We start from the raw sequence: 22,255 nt of genomic DNA, 5'->3' as shown, positions 1-22,255 counted from the left end.
CTGCAGGGTCAGCTGGAAGTCCACCAACGACGTGCACCTGTAGGACTTCCAACAAGCGTTGTGGTGCCTGGAGGGTCAGCACAGAGTCATGATTTCCTCCGACTAGAATCGCCTGTCGGCAGTTGGTTTCTTCGTGAAGTCGGCGCAGGAAGTTGAAGTATTGGCGCAGTGCCTGGTTTGGTGGGTTGGCTGTATCGAAAATATCACCGGCATGGAGCAGACAATCGACTTGCTGCTCTCGAATCAGTCCCAGCAGACGTTCGAGAAAGAAATCGTGTTCGGCAAAGCGCTCTAGGTTGCAGAGCTTTTGACCAAGGTGCCAATCCGAGGTGTGGAGAATACGCATGAGAGACTGTCACCTGAACAAGGTCCAACCGCTGAATCGCAAGATGTAGCAACAAAGGTCAGGAACTAGGTTCTTACGGGACCTGCGAACAATCAAGTAGCCTCAGGAGGATTTTGCAAGATTCCAGAACACAGGTGGAAATTTATACGGACGGAGCCTGCTCTCCCAATCCAGGAAATGGGGGCTGGGGAGCAATTCTGATCATGGGTGAAAACCGGCGGGAATTATCAGGAGCCGAAACGGAAACCACCAACAACCGAATGGAACTGCTGGCTGCAATTCGGGCCCTGCAAGCCCTGAAACGATCCTGCTCCGTCGAGCTGTACACTGATTCCAGTTATCTACGAAACGCCTTCGCACAGGGATGGCTGGAGAATTGGCAGCGCAACGGCTGGCGCACCAAGGGAGGGAAAGGAAAGGTACTAAATCAGGATCTCTGGCAGGAACTCATTCACCTGACAAAAACCCATCAGGTTCAGTGGCACTGGGTCAAGGCTCACGCTGGACATCCTGAAAATGAACGGGCTGATGAGCTCGCCGTTGAGGCACGGAAAGGACTCGTTGAGAAAGAAGACTGAGGGAGTCTGATACTCACACAACGCGGCATCTTCAGAAGTTGTCCCCCATCACTAGCTTCACAACTATTTCAATATCCAGAATTTTAGCTGTTGCTTGCAGATCATCATCTGATGCAATTCTATGCCTCAAAGTGTGCCACTATGCTGCTGTCTAGTAGCGCATTGGCACTGTATTCACACCCAAACACAATCAACCTCAACAGGCCTACCCTCACAGACATCCTACGATGATCTATGTCAACTTATGCTTCATGGTTACTCACACCTGTCCGAAGAGAGCAAAGAATAGGAACATGGCCATTGCGGTACCAACCGCAACCAGAACCAATACAGGTGGCAGTTCTGCATGAAGTGTATCTGTTTTCTTTGTAGGAACATGCTTGTTCATCATAACCTATGGGTTAATGGTTTGCGTCCTAATCCTTCTTTCGTAAATTTTTTGCCCTTACAAGAAAAAGTCTTAACAGACATGATTAAAATCCTGTGGGAGAGAGTCCAATGTAAGTGAAGTGATCACAGGTCGATCTGTTATCGCCCACCGTTCCCATAGTGCCTCCATTCCAAGAACATTGAACATTGGCGTTGGTTGGCCCTAGTTGTCTGTCTTCGTTATTCCCCACACCAATCACGCTACCGTTATCCATGATAGCATGTACAGTCCCCCCCGAGCTGCTAGTTATGAAGGAAATGTTATCAGCTAATGAGAAAGCACTGTTTTCATAGATTTGCCCATGCGTGACCGTGTAGTTATTTTGAGGAGAACCTCCTGATCGGTATGCCATGTGCCCATGGTAATCATAGCCCCAAGAAACTTGACTGCCATTGTCTAGTAGTAATCCCACTACCCCGGAAGCAAAATAAATCTGCTTGATTGCAGTGTATGGTGCAAATTTGGTAGTACATTGGTCTACTGACTGACGAAAATTATCTGTACAGAAAACAGTATTGTTGTCATAGACCATTCCAATATTATTTGAACCCATAGCAAAGCTTTTGACACTACTTGCGATTTGTAACGGAGCTTGGACATCATTAGTGTTGGCTGAAGTGATTTCGTTGCTGCTGTTTTCTCCCCAGCACCAGAGAGTGTCATCTTGCTTGTGAGCACAGACTCTGTTTTCAACAACCATTATATCCGAGACGTTACTGATGCCATTCACTTTGATTCCATAGGCTTGATTAGAGCTGCAGTTTGTTCCCAATTTTCCAGATTCACACTCTCCTGCAGAGTATACATTCCCATCATGATCCAGCCAGATCGTGTATCCGGGTCCTACTTGGACCTTCTTCAGATTGCTCGTGGCTCCTGCTGTGTCGAAGATAGGAACTGCACAGGCAGTGGGTTGGTAGTTGTCACTGTTGCTCCCAAGTCCACAATCTGTTGTTAGGTTGTCTCCTAGTTCACCTTTGGTTCCTCTCCCCCAGCAGATAGAAGTCTTATCAGCACGCACTGCACATTGGTGATAAGAATTACCGCTAGTAGCCAAGTTGGCATAGCTAACGACTGAAATTTGGGTAACGTTTGTCAGATTATCAACGATCTTCCAGTCATCGATATTGCTAAGGGAATATCTCCCCCAAATCACGACACTTCCATTATCCAGAACATATCCAGAGACACCGTTCTGTGATGCATTGTAGCTAGTCTGAAGGCGACTCACATTTGTAATAGAGTTGGTTGCTGGGGCACCCCCAGAACTTCCTCCAGTACTACCACCAGAGCCTCCCCCACTGGAGGTTGTATCAGTGGTGACTGAGCACTCTTCCATGTTTCCATAGGGATCACCATCGCCACAGGGTGGAGAACAGGAGCCAAGTATCCAGGCCCCACCAACAAGTATCGTAAAGAGCAGTCCTATTGATTTTAGTTTAGTCGAGAAGAATAGTTTAACGTAAGTCATAGTGTCTTTTTTCGGATAGGTGGAGAAAACCAACATCCATGTTCTCTGAGCAGCTAACGCAATTCAGAAAGCTGCAGTAGAATGGCTGCAGTCAACCACGTGGGCAGATCTAGGCCACAAAATGTGAAAACGTCAGCATCAAAATCGGAGGCTTCTCAGACTTAAATCAGCGGTCTTTCTTCTGAAACACCAAGCTGTTCACTACTCAGAATAGTTAGACTGAAGCAAAGGAGGATGATCAAAGTGGATACTTGCCAAGAAATTTACGAGGGCTTTAAAAACTACCCAGGCAACTGACAGGAATGTATACAGAAATTGGTGGAAAAACCGGCAGGATTCTCATATATTATATGTTCAACTGTCATTCCTGTGGAATGTCATGTTGTCCTGAGCCTTCGCATCCGTTGCGTCGCCAAACTCTCCGGGTGCGGGGCTTTCAACCACCTTCGACAATTCTTATATCAGTCCAAAAATCCCATCCTACTAGTTAATTGTGCTTCTGCTGTCTTCATCCCATGAGATTTCCGATATTACTCATTTAGGCAATTATTTTGCACAGTAAAAGTCTACAAATGACTATCAAATCCAAATATTGATGTCAAATATTTTTATGACAGATTAAAAAAATAATTCATAAAAATTCAACTATTTAGATAAATTTACTTATTTATAAAGTATGATTTATTCAGATTTTGTCACAACTTTGAAACTAAAATAAAGAAAAACTGCAAATTTACAGTTTAATCTTCACTTAATCCACTTTTTTAAACTAAGTTGACCACTTTTTTAAGTCACAACCTTGAAACAAAAACTGGAGCAAAGAGGATGGAGCACGTCAAAAAAAATCCAGATCACGTTGACCTACTCGAGGACCTAACCGCTACTGGAACCTGGTATCTTGACCTGAAGGCCATGACGTTCACGGAGATGAGTGAGAAAAATTATGAGATTTATGGAATTAGCAAAGAGAAACCACCAAGCTACGAGGACTTTCTGTTCAATTACGTACTTCTGGACGATCAGCCGTATTGTGAGCAGAAGCGACTGGAGATTCTTCAGACACAAGGGCCTGAAAAATTCTTGCTAGAATTCCGAATCATCAAGCAAGACACTGGAATTGTCCACAAGCAACGAGTACTTGTGCAACGTGTGGAAGATGGGGAGAATAATTTGATTGGATTACGGGGGGCAACGACAGACTGTGGTCCAGCATAAAAAATGAAGAGTACGTAAAATTTAGAAAAAGTGACTAGATGCCGTACTGAATTCAAACTAACTGAAGAGACTGAATCAACAATAATCTCAAGGCAACCTACCTAATCAAACACACCGGATACGCAAACCCCTCAATCTCTTTATCTAACTGATTTTGGGACAAACTGCCCTGAACGCTGGTACCTTCAATCTAACCATCAGCTCAAAAACTTTATAAGTGATTCTTATCAACTGGCTACTGGCAAGTAAATCTCGAAGGTAGTTCCCCTTCCAAGCTCACTGTTGAATCGGATCTGTCCTTTGTGCTGCTCCACGATGTTCTGGCTGATCGACATCCCCAAGCCAGTGCCCTTTGCTGAAGACTTGGTGGTGAAGAAAGACTCGAAGATTCGTTCCTGCACCTCTGGTCGCATTCCAGTTCCCGTGTCACTCACCCGAACCACTACTTCATCTCCTACTGCCATACTCTGGATGGTGAGAATCTGCTCTTCACTCTGCTCCATTGCATCACAAGCGTTGTTGCAGAGGTTGATGAAGACCTGCTCCAACTGGATGTCATTGCCCACCACAAAGGGAAGATCATGCCCAAGATTAAGCTCTAGTTTGCCGCCAATTCGTTTGAGTTGTGGTTCTACCAGCAGCAAGGTATTCTTCAGTAGCTGATTGATGATCTGGGTTTGCGAATGTGTTTCTTCTGTACGTCGGCTGTAATTACGCATGTGTTCAATGATGGCACTACAGCGTTTCACCAACAGATTGACTCGGCCACAGGTAGCATCCATATCAATCTCCTGGTGAAGCTGCTTTGCTAGTTCGACTCCACTGAGAATTGTGCTGATGCCTGCCAAGGGTGTCTTCAGTTCATGGGCAATGCCTGAGGTCATCTCACCAACAGCTGCTAACTTAGCTGACTGAATCAGCTGGTTCTGCATGCCTCGCAGGTCGTCCATCATTCGGTATACCTCAGAAGTTGCCTTGCTCAGCTTCAGGTGGAATCGGACACGAATAAGCAATTCTTCCCTAGAAAAAGGTTTGGTCAGGTAGTCGTTAGCACCATGCTGGAAGCCTCTTACAGTGTCCTCTGGCTGATCCTTGGCTGTCAGCAGGATGATCGGCAGTTCACTAGCGCTGTATTTCTGACGAATCCGATAGCAGGTTTGGTATCCAGAGAGACGTGGCATCATCACATCCAATAAAATCACCTGTGGGCTTAACTTTTCTAGAAGTTCCAAGCCCTGCAGACCATCAATTGCCACCTCGACCCGGTAGCCAACCATTTCTAGCTGGTTCCGCAGCACCTGTCGGTTGATCGGCTCATCATCTACCACCAAAATCGTAACTTCACTTGGATCATCGACGAGGAGATCCACATTTGGCTCTGATCCGAGTTCTTCCTCGACAACGGGTGCAGCCACTGCAACAGGTAGTGCTTTGGCGGTGTTAGCTTTTTTTCCTGCAACAGGTTCTTTACGCTCCACTTCTGATGCCGAAGAACATGGCAGGGTGAACCGAAACACAGAACCCTGACCAACTACTGATTCCAGCCAGATGCGTCCGCCATGGAGTTCGATCAGTTGTTTCGCCACGCTCAACCCAAGGCCAGTACCTCCATGGGTACGCTCTGTGGAGGCGTCTCCTTGCTCAAAAGCATCAAAAATTCTTTCCTGCTTGTCTTGGGGTATACCAATCCCTGTATCGGCAACAGCCAATTCAATCCAACCATTTTGAACTATTGCGCTCAGTATGACTTCTCCGCCCTCCGTGAACTTAAGAGCATTTCCCAACAGGTTGAGCAGGATCTGCTGAAGGCGATCTCCGTCCCCTTCAACAAGTGGTAGATCCTTGGGCAAGGTGTGGTGTAGCTTTAGTGGTTTATCTACCAGGAGTGGCTTCAGTAAGGCCAGGCTGGTCTCACCAAGCTGTAATAGATCTACAGGTTTGAGTTTCAGTTCAAGCTGTTGCTTCTGCAACTTGGAGAAGTCCAGGATATCGTTGACCAGCGACGTCAGCCGATGGGCACTACTGATGATCACTTCCAAATCTTGGACTGCCTGAGGAGACACCGCTCCTGAAGCTCCTATCCGAATCAAGTCAGCAAGGTTAATGATCCCATGCAGTGGCGTACGCAACTCATGTGAAGTGTTCGCCATGATCTGATTTTTCGCTTCGTTTGCGGCTTCAGCGGCTTCCTTGGCTTTGCGCAGTTCCATCTGAGTTTCTTTCTCTTTTTCAAGAGCAACCTGAAGTTCTTCTGCGAATTGCATCGACTCTTTGAGAAGCGACTGACTGGTTTCCATAGCCATCAGAAAATCACCCCCGCTATCGTGCAACGGCAAATCACTGAGTTCCAACCCCAGAGCAGTCATCTCTTTCACAGAAGAAATCTTGGGAGTCCCCACAAACAGCCACTGTGAATCGAGCTTGATGATTTGACCGCGGAGGATCAGCGAAGGATGAGAGCGGATACTGAGGTGAATGACCATCCCCGTCAATTGAACCAACTGCGCTACAGATTGGACACCTGAGGGTCGAACAATAACTATAACATCCTGAAGCAAGCTATTCTCAGACAACTTGGGCCAGAGTCTCTTGAGAAGATGCGACAACTGCGCAATGCGAAAATCTTCTCCAATCAGGAGATGAAATGGACAGATGATTTCTAATTGCTCAAAGCTGATCTGACGATCGCTGGAAGTGGAAGGCATTAAGAGTTGCTAATTGGATGATGGGTTACTTTGAAGTCATCGTTCGCTGCACCATCTGCCTTGGTAGCAAGGATTTCGATATTGATGTCTTCCTGGAAGTGCTTGCCAAGTCCCGAAAGCAGCCCGACTACAAAATGAGTGAGGCCTGGTCGCTCTGAGAAGTAGGAGATCTTGATGGTTTCAGCGTCGAGTTCCTGGCACTGAAAGGATGGTGGATTCAGGTTGTTGAAGGTCATTTGAATTCGGGAATGCATTTGATCTAGATTTTTTACAAATTCCACAAAGCCCATACCGTTGGCATCCATTAGGTTCGAATAATTGACAACAGCCACATCCAGTACCCAATACTCACCAAACGTGTGGAGTACATCTTCAAGGGGCAGTTCTAAGACCTCAACGCAAGCCCCGACCAAATCATAAGTCACTTGATCATCATAGGATTTCATCGAAATGAGGGGTCCACTAATATTCGCCTTCTCACGGATGATGGCCCATGTATCTTGGCCAAATTTACTCAAAACCAAGCTTTCCACTGCCTTGTTCACTAAACCGTACATTTGTGTCTCCTCCAAGATAAGAATCTGCTGACAGAGAATTCTACACTACTGTTTTCTTGTTTGAAAAAAATCATCTTTCTTCTTCTGTTGCAGATGATTCTGAGATGCTAAATTCGGTTGAATCTCCTTCCCGCAAACGGAGTTGACGTGTTGCTTCCAGTAACTCGTCTGCCTGCTGAGACAACTGCGAGCTAGACTTCGCATTTATGTCTGAATAACGCACGTTCTCTATCGTTACTTGATTCAACGCTTCCAAGGATTGATTGACTTGACGGATTCCCTGAGACTGCTCCTCGGCAGCCTTACAGATCATCTGCATCATCTCTGCTACTGACTGTGTTGTCTTAAAAATCTCTTTCAATGATTCTCGGGTATCACTAAGTACTCTGCGACCTGAATTCACTTTCTCTTCAGCTGTAGAAACCACCTTGGTGATCTCTACAGCTAGCTCTGATGTCTGTACTGCTAGCTCTTGAACCTCCTGTGCTACTACCGCAAAACCAGCTCCATGTACGCCAGCTCGTGCTGCTTCAATTGAAGCGTTGATTGCCAGCATGCGAGTCTGTGCAGCAATCTCACGGATCAACGAGGTAATCTGTGTCACGTTCTCTATCGAAGATCCAAGCCCTTCCATTGTGGTAGAAAAGCGCTGCATCTGTTCACTGCTCACCTGTGCCTGGCGGCTCATCTGCTCACTCCCTTTAGTGGCCCTAGTAGCTAGCTCATAGTTTTGACTGGCCTGTGCATTCAGTTCCAGAGTTGAGGAGCTAATTTCCTCCAGGGAGGCTGCTTGATCTGAAGCTCGATCTGCTAACTGTCGACCTGTACTCTCCAGTATGCTGGACTCCTGCTGCACCTGATGTGAGGAATGTTCCAGGTGCTGCTGGACTCTGTTTAGTTGAATAGCCATTTGGCACATAGACTCAGCCATCTGGTTAAAAGCAACCACTGTATCTTGCAATTCATCGCTACCCCGTACTGGAATGCGATGATTCCAGTCTCCTGCAGCTATTCGCCCTGAGGCATCCTGAAATCTTTTAAGGTGCCCAGAAAGATAAATACCAAAAAAGAAGGACAATATGGCTGCAAACAATAATTCCACAGCAGCAATTATTAGGGTTCGATTCCGAGCCGCACTGATTGCTGCCTCAATCTTGGTAGTGGAAAAACCTAATTCCACACGCACCAACGAAACATCACTTTCAAAAATCTCTGCATCCACATTGAAGACACTGTTAGCCAAGTCATCCACACTACGTCCATCATCAGATTGGAACTCTTGTAGCAGCAAAGCAGAATCCCCACCAGCTGCCAACTCCTGCCCTTGAGCAATGACCCGCGCATACACGACACCTTCATTGCGCAGTACGTCTTCCACAAAACTCTCTAACGTTGCCAAGTCGTAGGCAATCGCTGCATCTTTGGTCATGCTGGCAAACAGTTCTGCCGCAGTATGACTAGAGCGTAGCAATTCCTGCTCATGAGACGTGCGCAGTGAGTGCAAGCTACTCCAAATTAGAATAGAGAGCGTCAGTGCTTCGATCAGCGCAATTCCGAGAATAGTTTTGAGTCGAAAAGACATGTGCGAGTGAACTTTCCTCAGGGTCTTACTTGAGATACTTATCCAAGAGGGTAATGTTCAGTGAACGAACGTCATCCCAGTCAGAATCGACCGCTGGTCGCAAGCCCTTTTTGAAGTTCAGCCCTGATAGTAAACTAGCACCCTGTGGTTTGTTGATCAGTCCAATCATCGCCTGCTGCAACTGTTGAACATGCTCCTCTGGAATCCTGGGATGGGTGGCAAACGCATGGGGAGTGAAGCCATAGGTGGTCCAAAATACTTTCAACTCTGAGCGAATGTCTTCTGGCATACTATTGAAAGTTCGCTTGATTCCCCCTCCAGCTGGAAAAATCCCCTTGGCCACGGATCTATAGACAGAATCGTGAGATTTCACATACTTTGGCGTGAATGGAATGCCTTGCTTGGTCAAGCTTGCTCTTGGAAGCACACTGGCCGCGAAGGCTGCAGGCGACGGAAAGGCCAATTGCTGCTGCTTTAAGTCTTCGATATCTTTAATCGGAGAATCCTCTTGTACCACTAGAATCCCCTGAATGAGTTTATCTTTTTCTCTTGCGAAAGCTCTATATCCGGGCTTCTGTGAGAACACCACGTAGTGATATGGATTCATATATGAAAAATCATAATATCCCTCAAACACTCGCTGTTCAAAAGTTGGTATGTCCTTAGCTGTGCTGAATTGCAACTTGAATCCCAGCTCTTTCTCCAGTTCCTCCAAAATTGGAACCCAGAGCTTTGCCAGTTGGCTTGCCGACTGCTGTGGTACAATTCCGATAGTGTAGGTCTGCGCCCAAGCTGACCCATTCGCCAGCCAAAGTAGTAGGATTAGCAAAAAACAGCTTATCTTTTTCATGTCAACTCCATTGCTTTGTTTCAAAAACTCTACAAAAAGAAGCAAACACTATATTTGAATAGCTAACGACATTGCTAGATTTAAATTTTTCAGCCATCACTCCAACATGTCTGCCAACTCTTGGACTACATCTGCCGGTTGAATGCTGATCAAGCAGTTTGTGTGGCTAAATTGGCAGGTACGATCGAAGCAGGGAGAGCAAGGCTCAGCTCGATATAGGAAACGAGCATGTGGATTGAGAGGACGGGTCCACGTTGGGGAGGTAGAACCAAAAACCGCTAGTTGAGGACGCTGCAACGCCGCCATGATGTGCATACTACCAGAATCATTGCTCAGCAGTAGTCGGGCTCTGGACAAAATCGCCACAAGCTGCGGTAAGTTAGAACGACCACACCAGTTCTCAACGCCAGACAGCCCTTGGGTGATCTTCTCACCACTGGCGTGATCCGCTGGAGTACCCAGAATCAGGATGGATTCATTCCACCTCTGAGATAGCTGGGCAGCCACCTCATGGTAATAAACTTCTGGCCACTGCTTGGCTGGTCCATAGATCGCTCCAGGCGCCAACGCGATAAAACTTTTGGGTAGTGCAGGTAGACCTCGCAACTGTTCACTGACCCACTCTTCGCTCAACTCAAGCTGTGGAAAAACCAACAAGGTCTTGGGATCCTGTGGACTGAGAAGATGAAGGTACTCTTCAACAAGATGCCGTGTGCGCGGTTGCCAAGCAGGTTGTATGGCCGGACGCAAAAACCATCGCCTGCCATCGCCAGAGTAACCGATGCGTTCAGGAATGCGGCTGCGCCAAGCCATCCATGCGGAAGAAAAGCTGGGTGGCAACACATAGATCCGTTGGTAACCTCGGTTGGCAAGCTCAGCACCAAAATCTCCTGCCTTGGTTAGTTCTCGGTCAAAAGGTAAGAGCGTGCCCCGATGAGGCAGCGGTAACCCTTCAAAGCCCTTACGGACGATCAGGTCCACCGTTGCTTTGGGAAAACGTTCTAACACTGCCCGACAAAAAGCTGTTGCCATCATCAGATCACCTAACCAGTTCGGCATGCGAATCAGAATCCTTGTTGGATCAGTCATGAGATTTGATTTAGACTGGCAATATTAAGTTTATTTGCATATTATGATGTTTTATTAATATTCATTTTGAGGAAGATATGGACTTTCTTGGGTTGCTTGGTTTTGTCATCTTCTGGGTTGTATTGCAACGTTGGATTCTGCCAAAATTTGGGGTGCCCACCTGAATGAACCCCAACGTTTGCCGCGTGCCGGCAAAGAAAGAGAGGAATTTGTCAGAAGAAGAGCAGATCGTCAACAAGACAGGGAAACCTGTTTAAGCGATCCACCTTAGAGAAGTGGTTCTGGCTTGATTGCTTGGGCGTTTGGGTGCTCGAAGACCAAGCGAGCCACTCTTTTCAGGAAGGCGTTCACCTGCTCTGGAGCTGAACCAACCAAACGTTCAGAGTCCGTAAGCAACAACTGTAGCTCCTGCAGGTCCAAAGGCAGTGCGGGATCTTCTGCCAAGCGCTGCAGCAGGTTGTTTTCCAAGCGAATTCCGCTGCGGAGCTCTTCTGCCACTTGCAGAGCGTGCTGCTTGATACAGTCATGCAACTGCTCTCGACCTCCTCCTTTGCACACAGCTGCCATCAAAATTGTTGTGGTTGCCAGGAAAGGGAGCTGCTGATCTACCTCACGACGAATCAGATCCTCATAAAATCCCATCTCCTGCAAAACGGTCAGCATGGTCTCCAACTGACCATCAAAGGCCCAGAAGGCTCCGGGTAGCGCCACTCGCCGAACAACCGAGCAGGCAACATCGCCCTCATTCCACTGGTCCCCGCTGAGTCCCATCAGCATGTTCACATATCCATTGAGCACCTGATGCAAGCCAGTAATACGTTCGGCATTGCGAGCGTTGACCTTGTGGGGCATTGCCGAAGAACCAACCTGACCAGACTGGAAGCCCTCTGTGAACAATCCTTGCCCTGCCATCAGTCGGAGTGTCTTGGCCAGGCTACTGATGCCAGAACTCAACCCGAACAAACAATGCACTACTTCTGTATCGAGGCTGCGAGGATAGACCTGGCCTACCGCCTGAAGCTGTACTGTTCCACCCAAGTGCTGGCAGACAGCCACTTCCAGTTCACGAACCTTTTTTGGATCCTGTAAGAGGATATGCTGGTCTAGTTGGGTTCCGACTGCACCTTGCAAACCTCGCAAAGGATAATTAGCACACAAGCTTTGTAAGCGCTGGAGAGCCTGTAGCATCTCCTCACCGAACATGGCGAGACGTTTCCCAAGAGTGGTTGGTTGGGCGGGAACATTGTGTGTGCGAGCCACCAGCAGCCAATCTCGGGTGCGCTCAGCCCAGCGGGCCAACTGATAGAGGACTGCGATGTACTTGTCTTCAAGGAGGGATAGTGAGCGGAGAATCTGTAGCTGCTCAACGTTATCTGTCAGATCTCGGCTGGTCAGACCCTTATGAATCTGCTGCTCTCCGGCGAGCTCACAGAATTCTTCGATACGGGCCTTGACATCATGCCGTAACACACGTTCACGTTCTGCGATTCGCTCTAGGTCAATCTGATCTTTGACTTGCTCATAAGCCTCAATCGCAGCTTCTGAAATTTCGACACCAACAGCCTGCTGTGCTTTCATCACAGCAATCCAGAACTCACGTTCCAGACGAATCTTTCCTGTTGCTGACCACAATTCACACATTGCAGTGCTTGCATAACGCTGAGCCAGAACGTCAGGAATTGGAGGTTTCATCGGGGAGAGTTTACTTAGAGACCAACGCTATTGCGCACTCGTTTGCGAACTTCCAAAGCAACTCGTCGAGCTTTATCACGACCTTTTTCCAAGATTCCTTCCAGAGTCTTGGGCTGCTCGCGCAACTGGAAATAAGCTTCTCGAGCTTCTCCCAATTCTTGCTCTACCGCTTCAAACAGTTGCTGCTTTGCTTCGCCGTAGCCCATCCCACCCGCTCGGTAGCACTCTGCCAAAGTGGCTTGTTCTTCTGCTGTGGTGAAATGTCGATAGAGTTGAAAGATGTTGCACTGGTCAGGATCTTTGGGATCTTCCACTCCAAGAGAGTCGGTCTGAATCCGCATGATTGATTTACGAACCTGCTTGGCAGGAGCGAACAAGGGAATCACATTGTTGTAGGACTTGCTCATCTTCTGACCATCTAGTCCCGGGATCGTCGCCACCTCTTCCCCAATCAGTGGCTCAGGCACCACCAGCACATCCTCTCCATAGAGATGATTGAAGCGTAGGGCGATATCACGAGTCATTTCCAGATGCTGTTTCTGGTCTTTACCCACAGGTACGAAGTTCGAGTCGTAGAGCAGAATGTCAGCAGCCTGGAGGACTGGATAACAGAAGAGACCAAGATTGACTTCCTGCTGCTTAGACTCCGCATCTTTGAAGGCGTGTGCTCGTTCCAGCAAGCCCTTGGCGGTGATGCAGGAGAGAATCCAACTGAATTCTGTAACTTCTGGAATGTCGGACTGACGGAAAAAGGTATGTTGGTCGAAGTCCATACCTAAGGCAGCGAACACCGCCACCAAGTCATAGGTATGTTCCTTCAGTTGGGCGGGTTCGCGAACCGTAGTCAGAGCGTGATAGTCAGCAATGAAGTAGAGGGTATCGTGCGTTTGCTGCAATTGCAGCGCGGGTCTCAGGGCACCAAGGTAGTTGCCCAGATGGGGAGTGCCCGAAGGCTTGATGCCTGTCAGGGCACGCAAACGGCTCATGCTTCCGTAGCAGCCAGGGAAGCTTCTGCTACCGCAGGGAGAACATTGATGAAACAACGGTCATTGCGCTTGCGAGTGAAGCTGACCACACCGTCACTGAGGGCAAAGAGTGTATAATCCTTGCCAACACCCACGTTTTGACCTGCATGGAAGGTAGTCCCTACTTGGCGAACTAGTATATTCCCTGCCTTAACGATCTGTCCGCCGAAGCGCTTAACGCCACGGCGTTTGCCGATTGAATCGCGTCCGTTGCGGCTACTGCCGCCAGCCTTCTTGTGTGCCATGATACTTCCTAGAGGAAAGTTCAGAGATGAAGATCAGGCGCTGATCTCAGAGATGCGCACCAGTGTGTATTGCTGTCGATGGCCCTGCTTGCGACGATAGCCTTTGCGGCGCTTGCGCTTGAACACAATGACCTTGCGATCTTTCATGTGCTCAACCACCTCACCCTGCACCTTGGCACCAGAAACCACAGGCGTTCCCACACGAACCTCGCCATCATCTGTTTGGAGCAGCAACACTTGATCTGTCTCAAAGGTTGTGCCCTGCTCACTCTGCATGCGGTCCAGCCGTACTACCTCACCAGGCGTGACACGATGCTGACGGCCTCCGGCCTGAATGATTGCGTACATCAGACACTCCTAGAAATTGGAGATTAAAAGTTTCAAAACTTTATAATGTAGAAAAAAGCTATTTTGAATACAAGCTTTTTCTGGGCTCAGTTTTCTGCGATCCTCACGAAGACATCTCGCCCATCCCGCTGGTAACTAATGATCTGGGCGGAAGCCTTGCTGAACAGTTCTCCAGCCTCGAAGAACACAACCTGAAACGGCAGTTCTTCACCTTCCCGCAGGTTGCGGTTGATCTCATTGCGTCCGTAGCGTTCCTTGTACTGCTCTCGAATGCGGCTCACACTCCACTCGCTTAGTTCCTGATGAGACAACACTACGCCGGCATATACTACTTGGCTTTCCAGAATTTTCTGGTCGTCATCAAAGGCCAAACCCTTGAGCCGGATCGAACTGATATTGGAGAAATCTGAAAAATTTGAACGCACCGTTCCAGTCATCACATGAATCGCTTGGCGGCTAAAATTGTTACGAAATTTTTCTACTCGAAGATTACCAACAAACTCAAACTGGTGCAGTTGCACACCAACCAAACGACTGAGCAAGGGAGAATCGACCATGTGCAGGTAACCACCTGTCCAGAGGATCAACAAAAGACCCAAGCTTGCCAGTGTGCTTACCAGAGTTAGTCGTCCCCAAGGGATGCCAGCTTCTGCTGTGGATTTCTCGAAAACCTGGCTGACCGTAGGAACTTCCTCTTTTACCTTCGCTTGCTCTGATGCTGGACCAGGAGCTGGCAATTGCTTCAGTGGTGGCTTGGACGGTATCTCTGGTTTTGGTAGTATTGGTTTCTTCGGTTTCGACTCCGGTTGTACCTCCGGCTCTGGAAAAGATTTGATTTCTGGCTTTGTTTCAGGGTTTGCTTCCGCTTTTGGAACAGTTGCAGCTACTGGCTTGGCAGGCGGCTTCGGTGCTGCTGTTGTTTCAGGCTGAGTAGTAGGTTTTGGTTTTGGAGGCGGCTTCGGTGCTGGGATTTCTGGAACTGCCCCATCGTACTCAAACAATGGTGCACTCCTCTGCTCTTTTGGCTCTGATTTCTCAGGAAATGATTCATGAATTGCCTGTTCAAAGAGGCTTTGAGCTTCTTCTGTTTCTTTTGTAGGAGGTGAATCGTGCAAAAGAGATTCAGTGTCTTCTTTCTTCGGAGGGGCCTGATCCAGCAACGAGGCACCTTCCGAGATGCTAGGCTTGGGAGGTGGAATAAACTCTGTCCCTTGTGTTTTACGACTTGGCGGCAGTGGCACTCCCAGCAGACCACGCAATTCTTGAAGGTCTGCTGGATTAGTAGGCTCTGAATCAGTAATTCCAGCCAATTCATCAGGGATCTGCAGCTTTTCCTGAGCGGGCGGGGGTGATGAGGGCGGCAGCACAGGTTCCACAGGTGGTGGCGCCGGACGAGTCTCACTCTTAGTCAGAGTGGTTGAGCGTCGATAAGCAACTTCCCCCTCTGGACTGGGTCTCAGTTCTGGTGTATTAGCTTTGGTTTCATGCTTAACAGCAGGTGGACCAGGTAGAGGAATCAGACAGTTGCAATGAACACATTGCGATCTATGAGTATCCGGGAGAGCTTCAATAGCAAATTCGTAACGTCGATGACATTCCGGACATTGGATCAACATGGCGGGCAGCACGAATTGGATACAGGAAGGGAGTCAGCTTTTCGAAGGGAATCAAGCTATCGGAGGTCCCTCAGAGATGCCAGTTTTTTTTAGCTGAATTCAGCATGCTGCTTTCGTAACCACGTTATCAATTCTGCTGGAGAATCAACCACCAAGCGTGCTCCATGCTCCTGAAGTTCTTCAACTTTCCGGAAACCCCAACTAACTCCAATCGGGCAACTGCCCGCATTCGCGGCGGTCTGCATATCGACACTGGTATCTCCAACCAAGCAGAGTGCTTCGACTGGCAAGCTAAGTTCTTGAGCAATCAGTTGCATACCAATTGGATCTGGCTTTCGGGGAATACCGGCTTGTTGCCCTCGAACAATTCGGAAAGGCCAAGATCCGAGGAAATGTTGCACGCATTGCTGTGTGAAGGCATCCGGCTTGTTTGAAAGAACCGCCAAAGGCCAAGTGGCTTGAGTCAATTCATCCAGCAAATCCGCAATTCCAGCATAGAGGCAGGTCTGCTGCTTCCAACCTAGGGCATACTCTTCTTCAAAGGCCTCCAATAGCTGATCACGCCATTCATCGGAGGTGAATGCCTGTGGGAGTATCTTCTCCATCAAGCGACTGGCACCTTCCCCCACAAAATAACGATAACTTTCCAGTGGATGCGTTGGTAGATTAAATTGTAGCAGCGCAGCATTTGCGGCATTGCCAATATCTGCCAATGTATCGAGTAGAGTACCATCGAGGTCAAAACAAATTGCTTGAATACGCGTTGAGTTCTTCATCAGATTTTTACCAAAAAATAAACTTGGTTCAACTGCCAATGGTAACGAGGATTAACTCACTACTACTGAAAAGACGCTTGACCGTCAACCTTATCTTATGTTAACAATTTTGCTTCTCTTCAATCTGCTTCCTGCAAGAAGGCTCCGACAAATCGAAACTGCTTACATTTCATAAGACTGAAGGCAAAGGGAATGGATTACAAACAAGCGATCATTGAAAACGCCTGGGGTGGCGTTGCGGTAGACTATGGTCTGCTGCACTTCCAATTAGCAACTCCAATCGTAACTCTGGTGATCATTTTCATCGTCTACAAATCCCTAAATTCTTTCCTATTTCAACCTGTCTTGCGTACCATTGATCAGCGTGAGAAATTCATCCAGGATCGACGAGACCGAGTAGCTGTTCTGGCTAAAGAGATTGAGACCCTTGGAGACCAGCTTGATCAGAAACTCTATGTTGCCCGTGCAGAAGTAGCACATGTGATGAACGAAGCCTATGAGCAAAGTCACAAGCACCGCGAAGAGACCATTCTGAAGCAACGAGATCTGCTGGAGAAAGAGGCTCACAATGCTCATGAACGCTTGATTTCCGAGACGGACCAGGCACGAGCAACTCTGCAACAATTGACGGAAGAATTGTCAGAACGGACTGTTGACCGCCTGCTCAACTAACTTCCCTCCTTGCCGCTCCCCTTTATGGGATTCACGATGAGAAAGGACTGCATAATGATGAAGAGAACCGGCATGTATAGCGTGTTGCTGACTGGACTACTTTGGTCAGCGCCACTCTGGGCTGCTGGAGGAGAAGGACAATCCTCAATGCTGGACTTCTTCTGGAAAGTGGTGAATACGATCATTCTGCTTGCGATCCTCTACTACTTTGCTCGCAAACCCATCAGTAGCGCTTTGGGGAAGTCTGCAGAAGAAGCCAAAGCTACTATCGAGGAAGCACGTCAGGCCGAACAGCGCATCGAAGAAGAATTGACCAAAGCACGCGAAAAATTGGAGAAGGTAGAGCATGAAGCAACGGAGATGATTGTAAAGGCCAAGGTCACTGCAGAAGCTGAGCGTCAGCGAATCTTGGAGGAAGGTGAAGCTGAGGTGAAGCGAATCACCGACTATGCGCGCTTTACCATCGAGCAGGAATTCAAAAAAGCTGAATACGACCTGCGTTGCTGGGTTGCCGGAGTGACCATCGATCTAGCTGAAGAGAAGCTGCAGCAACGTGTCAATGCAGACCAGCAGAAAAAACTGATTCAAGATTTTGTTGATGAATTGCCGAGTGGAGGAAGCCGATGAGCCAAATGGTGATTGCCCGCAGATATGCCTCGGCACTTTCCAATCTTGCCAAGCAAGAAAACAATCTGGAGCAAGTTGGCACTGAATTGGAGGACTTCTGCGATACTCTGCATGAAGCTGTTGAATTGCAGGAGAGTCTGAGCAACAACAAAGTCCCAATGGTGGTGCGCAATAGTATCCTGACAGAGATCCTGACCAAGATGAAATTGTCTCCATTAGTCAGCACTTTTCTCCGCTACCTACTCAGTAAACGCCGCCTGACACTTGTTCACGACATTGCTCGGGCGTTCGCCTTGTTAACCCAAGAGGCGATGGGAATTCTTCCCGCAGAAGTCACGGTCGCCAAAGAACCACGCAGCAAAGAGAGCAAAGATCTGCTACAGAAACTGCAGGAACAACTCTCTGCCAGTACTGGCAAGACCGTACAAATCCATGTCTCAGTGGATCCTTCCATCATCGGCGGTATCGTCACACGCATCGGTTCGATGGTGATCGACGGGAGCATCCGCAACCAACTTATCCAAGTCCGTGAATCGATCATCAGGGGTTGAGAGGTTATGAAACTACGAGCCGAAGAGATCAGCGCGATCATCCAAAAGCAAATTGAGAATTTTGATAAGAAAGCGACCAAGACCGAAGTGGGTACCGTGTTGCTCGTCGGCGACGGTATCGCACGTGTCCACGGCTTGGACAATGTGCGAGCCGGAGAGTTGGTTGAATTTTCCGATGGAACAACGGGCATGGCCCTCAACCTTGAGGAAGACAACGTCGGTATCGTAATCTTCGGTAGCGACTCAGGCATCAAGGAAGGGGACGAGGTGCGCCGCACAGAGCGTATCACTGAGGTTCCTGTTGGAGATGCCTTGCTCGGGCGCGTTGTTAGTCCACTTGGAGAGCCAATTGATGGTAAAGGTCCCTTGGGTACAGACGAAACTCGCTTGGTTGAAGTCATAGCCCCAGGAATCGTTACCCGAAAGTCTGTTCACGAACCGATGCAGACAGGACTCAAGGCCATCGACTCCATGGTACCAATTGGACGAGGTCAGCGTGAGTTGATCATTGGCGACCGCCAGACCGGTAAAACAGCAATCGCCATTGACACGATCATCAACCAGAAAGGTGGCGACGTTATCTGCATCTACGTCGGTATCGGACAAAAGCGCTCTACCATGGCCCAGATCGTTCAACGTCTAGAAGACGCTAATGCAATGGACTACACGATCATTGTTGCTGCGACAGCCTCCGAACCTGCGCCCTTGCAGTTCATTGCGCCCTACTCTGGGGTTAGCATGGGTGAGTACTTCCGAGACAAGGGTAAACACGTCCTTTGTATTTATGATGATCTTTCAAAGCAAGCAGTCGCCTACCGCCAGTTGTCACTGCTACTTCGCCGTCCACCAGGACGTGAAGCTTTTCCAGGAGACGTTTTCTATGTTCACAGTCGTCTGCTTGAACGAGCTTGCAAGCTCCATGATGGACTCGGTGGTGGCTCTCTAACCGCATTGCCAGTCATTGAAACTCAAGCAGGGGACGTATCAGCCTACATCCCGACCAACGTGATCTCGATCACTGATGGTCAGATCTTTCTCAGCACAGATCTCTTCAACTCCGGGGTAAGGCCTTCGATCAATGTTGGTCTATCTGTTTCTCGGGTTGGAGGTGCTGCTCAGGTCAAGGCAATGAAAAAGGTTGCTGGCACATTGCGATTGGACCTAGCCCAGTTCCGTGAAAAGGAAGCTTTCGCTCAATTTGGAAGTGATCTAGACGCATCAACTCAGCGGCAGTTGGCCAGAGGGCAGCGTCTCGTAGAAGTACTCAAGCAGCCGCAATATTCACCAATGCACTGGGTCGACCAGGTAATGGTGATATTTGCTGCCACCAACGGCTACTTGGATAATATCTCTGTAGCTGGCATTCGTGACTTCGAAAATGGCTTCCTGCAGTTGATGCACGGGCAGTATGCGGACCTACGTAATCAACTTATCGAAACCCAGAACATTGACGCTGTTCAGGATGGCCTAAAGAAGGCTCTCAGCGAGTACGTCGAAACATTCCAGGCAGCCTGAGTGCTAAGCCATCCTGTACCTGGCTTACGGCTGGGTACACTTCAACGTGAGATCTGATGCCCAGCCTCAAAGAAATCCGCAATCGAATCACTAGCGTCAAAAAGACGCAGAAGACCACCAGCGCAATGAAGATGGTCTCTGCTGCCAAGTTGAACCGAGCTGAGGACACTATCCGACGTGCTCGGCCCTATGCAACAAAACTGAGGGCAGTTGTTTCTTCTCTCTCCGGCAAGTTGACGCCGGATGACAATCCTCTTTTTCGAGATCAAGAGGGGCAACGTGTTGCCGTAGTGCTCATGACCTCAGACCGAGGTCTCTGTGGAGGTTTCAATGCCAATCTTTGTAAACTGCTGGCCCGAACTCTCCATGAAGAGGGTATAGATAGCGCAGAGATGCATATCGTTGGAAGAAAGGGTCGAGACTTTTTCCGCCGTACCAACCACCAGATTGCAGCAGACTATCCTGATGCTAGACCAGAACACTATTTAGATATTGTCTTCACAGTACTTGATGGATTGACTGTACGATTCGCTGCTGAAGAGTTAGACAGAGTCTGTCTGGTTTTCAATGAATATAAGAGCATCTTAACTCAAGAACCAACTATTCAGACCTTGCTGCCGATCCGACCACTCGAAGATGCTGAAGAAACTGAGGAACAGGAGGTACTCTTTGAGCCTTACGTCGAAGAACTCATCGGCCCCTTGATCCAACAGTATATACAAAATCAAATGTATACCGCTTGGTTAGGAACCTTGGCTGGAGAGCATGCAGCCCGAATGACAGCGATGGACTCTGCCACCAAGAACGCTGGAGAAATGATCAAGCAGTTGAATCTATATTACAACCGTAGTCGTCAAGCCGCGATCACGAAGGAACTAATCGAAATCATCAGTGGTGCTGAAAGCTTGTAAGCTGAGCCACTGAAAATGAAGACCCTCTTGCCAGAGATAGGAAATGAGCATAGGTAAGACCACCCAGATCATGGGTCCCGTTGTGGATGTTATGTTTGAAAGCGGAGAGTTGCCCGAAATCTACTCTGCTCTCGAAATCACCCTCGAAGACAATTCAATTCTAGTTTGCGAGGTCCAACAACACCTTGGTGAAAACACTATCCGTAGCATCTCAATGGGGCCTACCGAAGGTTTGGCCCGTGGTATGGAGGCCAAAAGCACAGGCAAGCCAATTCAGGCACCTGTAGGCCGCGAAGTTCTGGGACGAATCATTAACGTCACCGGTGAGGCCGTTGACGAGATGGGGCCAATCAATAATAAGGAATTCTTACCGATTCACCGTGAACCACCAACCTTCGAGGAACAAGAGACGAAGGCAGAGATGTTGGTCACCGGGATCAAGGTTCTGGATCTGCTCTGCCCGTTCCTCAGGGGTGGAAAAATTGGACTATTTGGTGGTGCCGGCGTAGGCAAGACTGTTGTCATCATGGAGTTAATCCGAAACATCGCTGCTGAGCACGGCGGTTTCTCGGTCTTCGCTGGCGTAGGTGAGCGAACTCGCGAGGGTAACGACCTCTGGAACGAGATGAAGGAGTCTGGAGTACTTGATAAGACCAGCCTCGTCTATGGCCAGATGAATGAGCCCCCAGGAGCACGTGCACGAGTAGCCCTGACTGGATTGACCATCGCCGAAAATTTCCGTGATGCTGAGGGAGCGGACGTACTGATGTTCGTTGATAACATTTTCCGCTTCACTCAGGCTGGTTCCGAAGTATCTGCTCTACTGGGTCGAATTCCATCTGCGGTAGGTTACCAACCAACACTCTCGACCGAGATGGGGAACCTACAGGAAAGGATTACTTCGACTAAGAAAGGCTCCATTACCTCCGTACAGGCGGTCTATGTACCCGCAGATGACTTGACAGACCCTGCACCAGCAACGACCTTCTCCCACTTAGATGCAACTGTCGTTTTGAGCCGCGCGATTGCTGAGTTGGGGATCTATCCAGCGGTTGACCCTCTGGATTCAACCTCTCGCATCCTCACACCAGATGTTCTTGGTGAAGAGCACTACCAGACTGCACGAGGAGTCCAGCAGTTGCTACAGCGCTATAAGGACCTGCAGGACATTATCGCGATTTTGGGGATGGACGAACTTTCGGAAGACGATAAAGCTGTTGTTAACCGCGCTCGCAGGGTTCAACGCTTCTTGTCTCAGCCTTTCTTCGTGGCAGAGATTTTCACTGGTTCAGCTGGTCAGTACGTTGATATCGCTGATACTGTCCGTGGATTTAAGGAAATTCTGGAAGGGAAGCACGACGACATGCCCGAGCAGGCCTTCTATCTGGTCGGTACGATTGAGCAAGCCCGTGAAAAGGCTTCGAAAATGGCTGAAGCTGAAGCAGCCTGATGAT

22 protein-coding genes are annotated in these 22,255 nt (G+C 48.6%); 8 read left to right on the top strand and 14 right to left on the bottom strand.

The window, feature by feature from the left end; all coding sequences use genetic code 11:
• On the bottom strand, positions 1–346 hold a 346-nt coding region (sbcD, locus tag P8O70_21135), incomplete at its 3' end, for an exonuclease subunit SbcD (protein ID MDG2199346.1).
• Positions 347–459: 113 nt separating this feature from the next.
• On the opposite strand from sbcD, the gene rnhA reads away from it, so the two are divergent.
• Positions 460–924, top strand: coding sequence for a ribonuclease HI (rnhA, locus tag P8O70_21130; protein ID MDG2199345.1), 465 nt, complete (start codon positions 460–462; stop codon positions 922–924).
• A gap of 259 nt (positions 925–1,183) precedes the next feature.
• Here the strand turns inward: rnhA and P8O70_21125 are convergent, their stop codons facing one another.
• Positions 1,184–1,315, bottom strand: a complete 132-nt coding sequence (locus tag P8O70_21125) for a hypothetical protein (protein MDG2199344.1) — start codon at positions 1,313–1,315, stop codon at positions 1,184–1,186.
• Positions 1,316–1,397: 82 nt separating this feature from the next.
• On the bottom strand, positions 1,398–2,825 hold the full coding sequence (locus tag P8O70_21120) for a hypothetical protein (GenBank protein ID MDG2199343.1): 1,428 nt from the start codon (positions 2,823–2,825) through the stop codon (positions 1,398–1,400).
• Between the two features lie 825 nt (positions 2,826–3,650).
• Between P8O70_21120 and P8O70_21115 the strand changes: the two genes are divergently transcribed.
• Positions 3,651–4,040 carry a hypothetical protein gene (locus P8O70_21115; protein ID MDG2199342.1) on the top strand — a complete coding sequence of 130 codons (390 nt, stop codon included), beginning with the start codon at positions 3,651–3,653 and terminating at the stop codon, positions 4,038–4,040.
• A gap of 227 nt (positions 4,041–4,267) precedes the next feature.
• Here P8O70_21115 and P8O70_21110 read toward each other — a convergent pair whose 3' ends face one another.
• The 11 genes from P8O70_21110 to P8O70_21060 all read right to left on the bottom strand — a co-directional run bounded on the left by P8O70_21110 (position 4,268) and on the right by P8O70_21060 (position 16,525).
• Positions 4,268–6,745 (bottom strand): ATP-binding protein, encoded by a 2,478-nt coding sequence (locus tag P8O70_21110; GenBank protein ID MDG2199341.1) that lies wholly within the window; start codon positions 6,743–6,745, stop codon positions 4,268–4,270.
• A complete protein-coding gene (locus P8O70_21105; GenBank protein MDG2199340.1) occupies positions 6,745–7,302 on the bottom strand; it encodes a heme NO-binding domain-containing protein in 558 nt (185 codons plus the stop codon). The genes P8O70_21110 and P8O70_21105 overlap by 1 nt, the downstream gene beginning before the upstream one ends.
• A 70-nt stretch (positions 7,303–7,372) precedes the next feature.
• Positions 7,373–8,884, bottom strand: a complete 1,512-nt coding sequence (locus P8O70_21100) for a methyl-accepting chemotaxis protein (protein ID MDG2199339.1) — start codon at positions 8,882–8,884, stop codon at positions 7,373–7,375.
• Between the two features lie 25 nt (positions 8,885–8,909).
• Entirely contained in the window at positions 8,910–9,734 is an 825-nt protein-coding gene (locus P8O70_21095) for a phosphate/phosphite/phosphonate ABC transporter substrate-binding protein (protein MDG2199338.1), read from the bottom strand.
• Positions 9,735–9,830: 96 nt separating this feature from the next.
• Positions 9,831–10,823, bottom strand: coding sequence for a lipopolysaccharide heptosyltransferase II (gene waaF / locus P8O70_21090; protein ID MDG2199337.1), 993 nt, complete (start codon positions 10,821–10,823; stop codon positions 9,831–9,833).
• A gap of 267 nt (positions 10,824–11,090) precedes the next feature.
• Entirely contained in the window at positions 11,091–12,515 is a 1,425-nt protein-coding gene (gene purB, locus P8O70_21085) for an adenylosuccinate lyase (protein ID MDG2199336.1), read from the bottom strand.
• Between the two features lie 14 nt (positions 12,516–12,529).
• Entirely contained in the window at positions 12,530–13,501 is a 972-nt protein-coding gene (gene trpS, locus P8O70_21080) for a tryptophan--tRNA ligase (protein MDG2199335.1), read from the bottom strand.
• Positions 13,498–13,785, bottom strand: coding sequence for a 50S ribosomal protein L27 (gene rpmA / locus P8O70_21075; protein ID MDG2199334.1), 288 nt, complete (start codon positions 13,783–13,785; stop codon positions 13,498–13,500). Before rpmA ends, trpS begins: the two co-directional genes overlap by 4 nt.
• A 33-nt stretch (positions 13,786–13,818) precedes the next feature.
• Entirely contained in the window at positions 13,819–14,133 is a 315-nt protein-coding gene (gene rplU, locus P8O70_21070) for a 50S ribosomal protein L21 (protein ID MDG2199333.1), read from the bottom strand.
• An 86-nt stretch (positions 14,134–14,219) separates the two neighbouring features.
• A complete protein-coding gene (locus tag P8O70_21065) occupies positions 14,220–15,749 on the bottom strand; it encodes a hypothetical protein (protein MDG2199332.1) in 1,530 nt (509 codons plus the stop codon).
• Between the two features lie 89 nt (positions 15,750–15,838).
• Positions 15,839–16,525, bottom strand: coding sequence for an HAD family hydrolase (locus tag P8O70_21060; protein MDG2199331.1), 687 nt, complete (start codon positions 16,523–16,525; stop codon positions 15,839–15,841).
• A 192-nt stretch (positions 16,526–16,717) separates the two neighbouring features.
• Between P8O70_21060 and P8O70_21055 the strand changes: the two genes are divergently transcribed.
• From P8O70_21055 to atpD, 6 genes are read left to right on the top strand one after another with little or no spacing between them, the layout of a single operon-like run.
• On the top strand, positions 16,718–17,197 hold the full coding sequence (locus P8O70_21055) for an ATP synthase F0 subunit B (GenBank protein MDG2199330.1): 480 nt from the start codon (positions 16,718–16,720) through the stop codon (positions 17,195–17,197).
• Positions 17,198–17,251: 54 nt separating this feature from the next.
• Entirely contained in the window at positions 17,252–17,824 is a 573-nt protein-coding gene (locus P8O70_21050) for an ATP synthase F0 subunit B (protein ID MDG2199329.1), read from the top strand.
• Positions 17,821–18,375 carry an ATP synthase F1 subunit delta gene (atpH, locus tag P8O70_21045; GenBank protein MDG2199328.1) on the top strand — a complete coding sequence of 185 codons (555 nt, stop codon included), beginning with the start codon at positions 17,821–17,823 and terminating at the stop codon, positions 18,373–18,375. The genes P8O70_21050 and atpH overlap by 4 nt, the downstream gene beginning before the upstream one ends.
• A gap of 6 nt (positions 18,376–18,381) precedes the next feature.
• Positions 18,382–19,890, top strand: a complete 1,509-nt coding sequence (gene atpA / locus P8O70_21040) for a F0F1 ATP synthase subunit alpha (protein MDG2199327.1) — start codon at positions 18,382–18,384, stop codon at positions 19,888–19,890.
• 56 nt (positions 19,891–19,946) lie between these two features.
• On the top strand, positions 19,947–20,801 hold the full coding sequence (gene atpG / locus P8O70_21035) for an ATP synthase F1 subunit gamma (protein MDG2199326.1): 855 nt from the start codon (positions 19,947–19,949) through the stop codon (positions 20,799–20,801).
• A gap of 43 nt (positions 20,802–20,844) precedes the next feature.
• Positions 20,845–22,251 carry a F0F1 ATP synthase subunit beta gene (gene atpD, locus P8O70_21030; protein ID MDG2199325.1) on the top strand — a complete coding sequence of 469 codons (1,407 nt, stop codon included), beginning with the start codon at positions 20,845–20,847 and terminating at the stop codon, positions 22,249–22,251.
• The last annotated feature ends 4 nt before the right edge of the window (positions 22,252–22,255 follow it).

Source organism: SAR324 cluster bacterium (genome assembly GCA_029245725.1).
Taxonomy (GTDB): domain Bacteria; phylum SAR324; class SAR324; order SAR324; family NAC60-12; genus JCVI-SCAAA005.
This window is presented reverse-complemented; position numbering and strand designations above follow the sequence as displayed.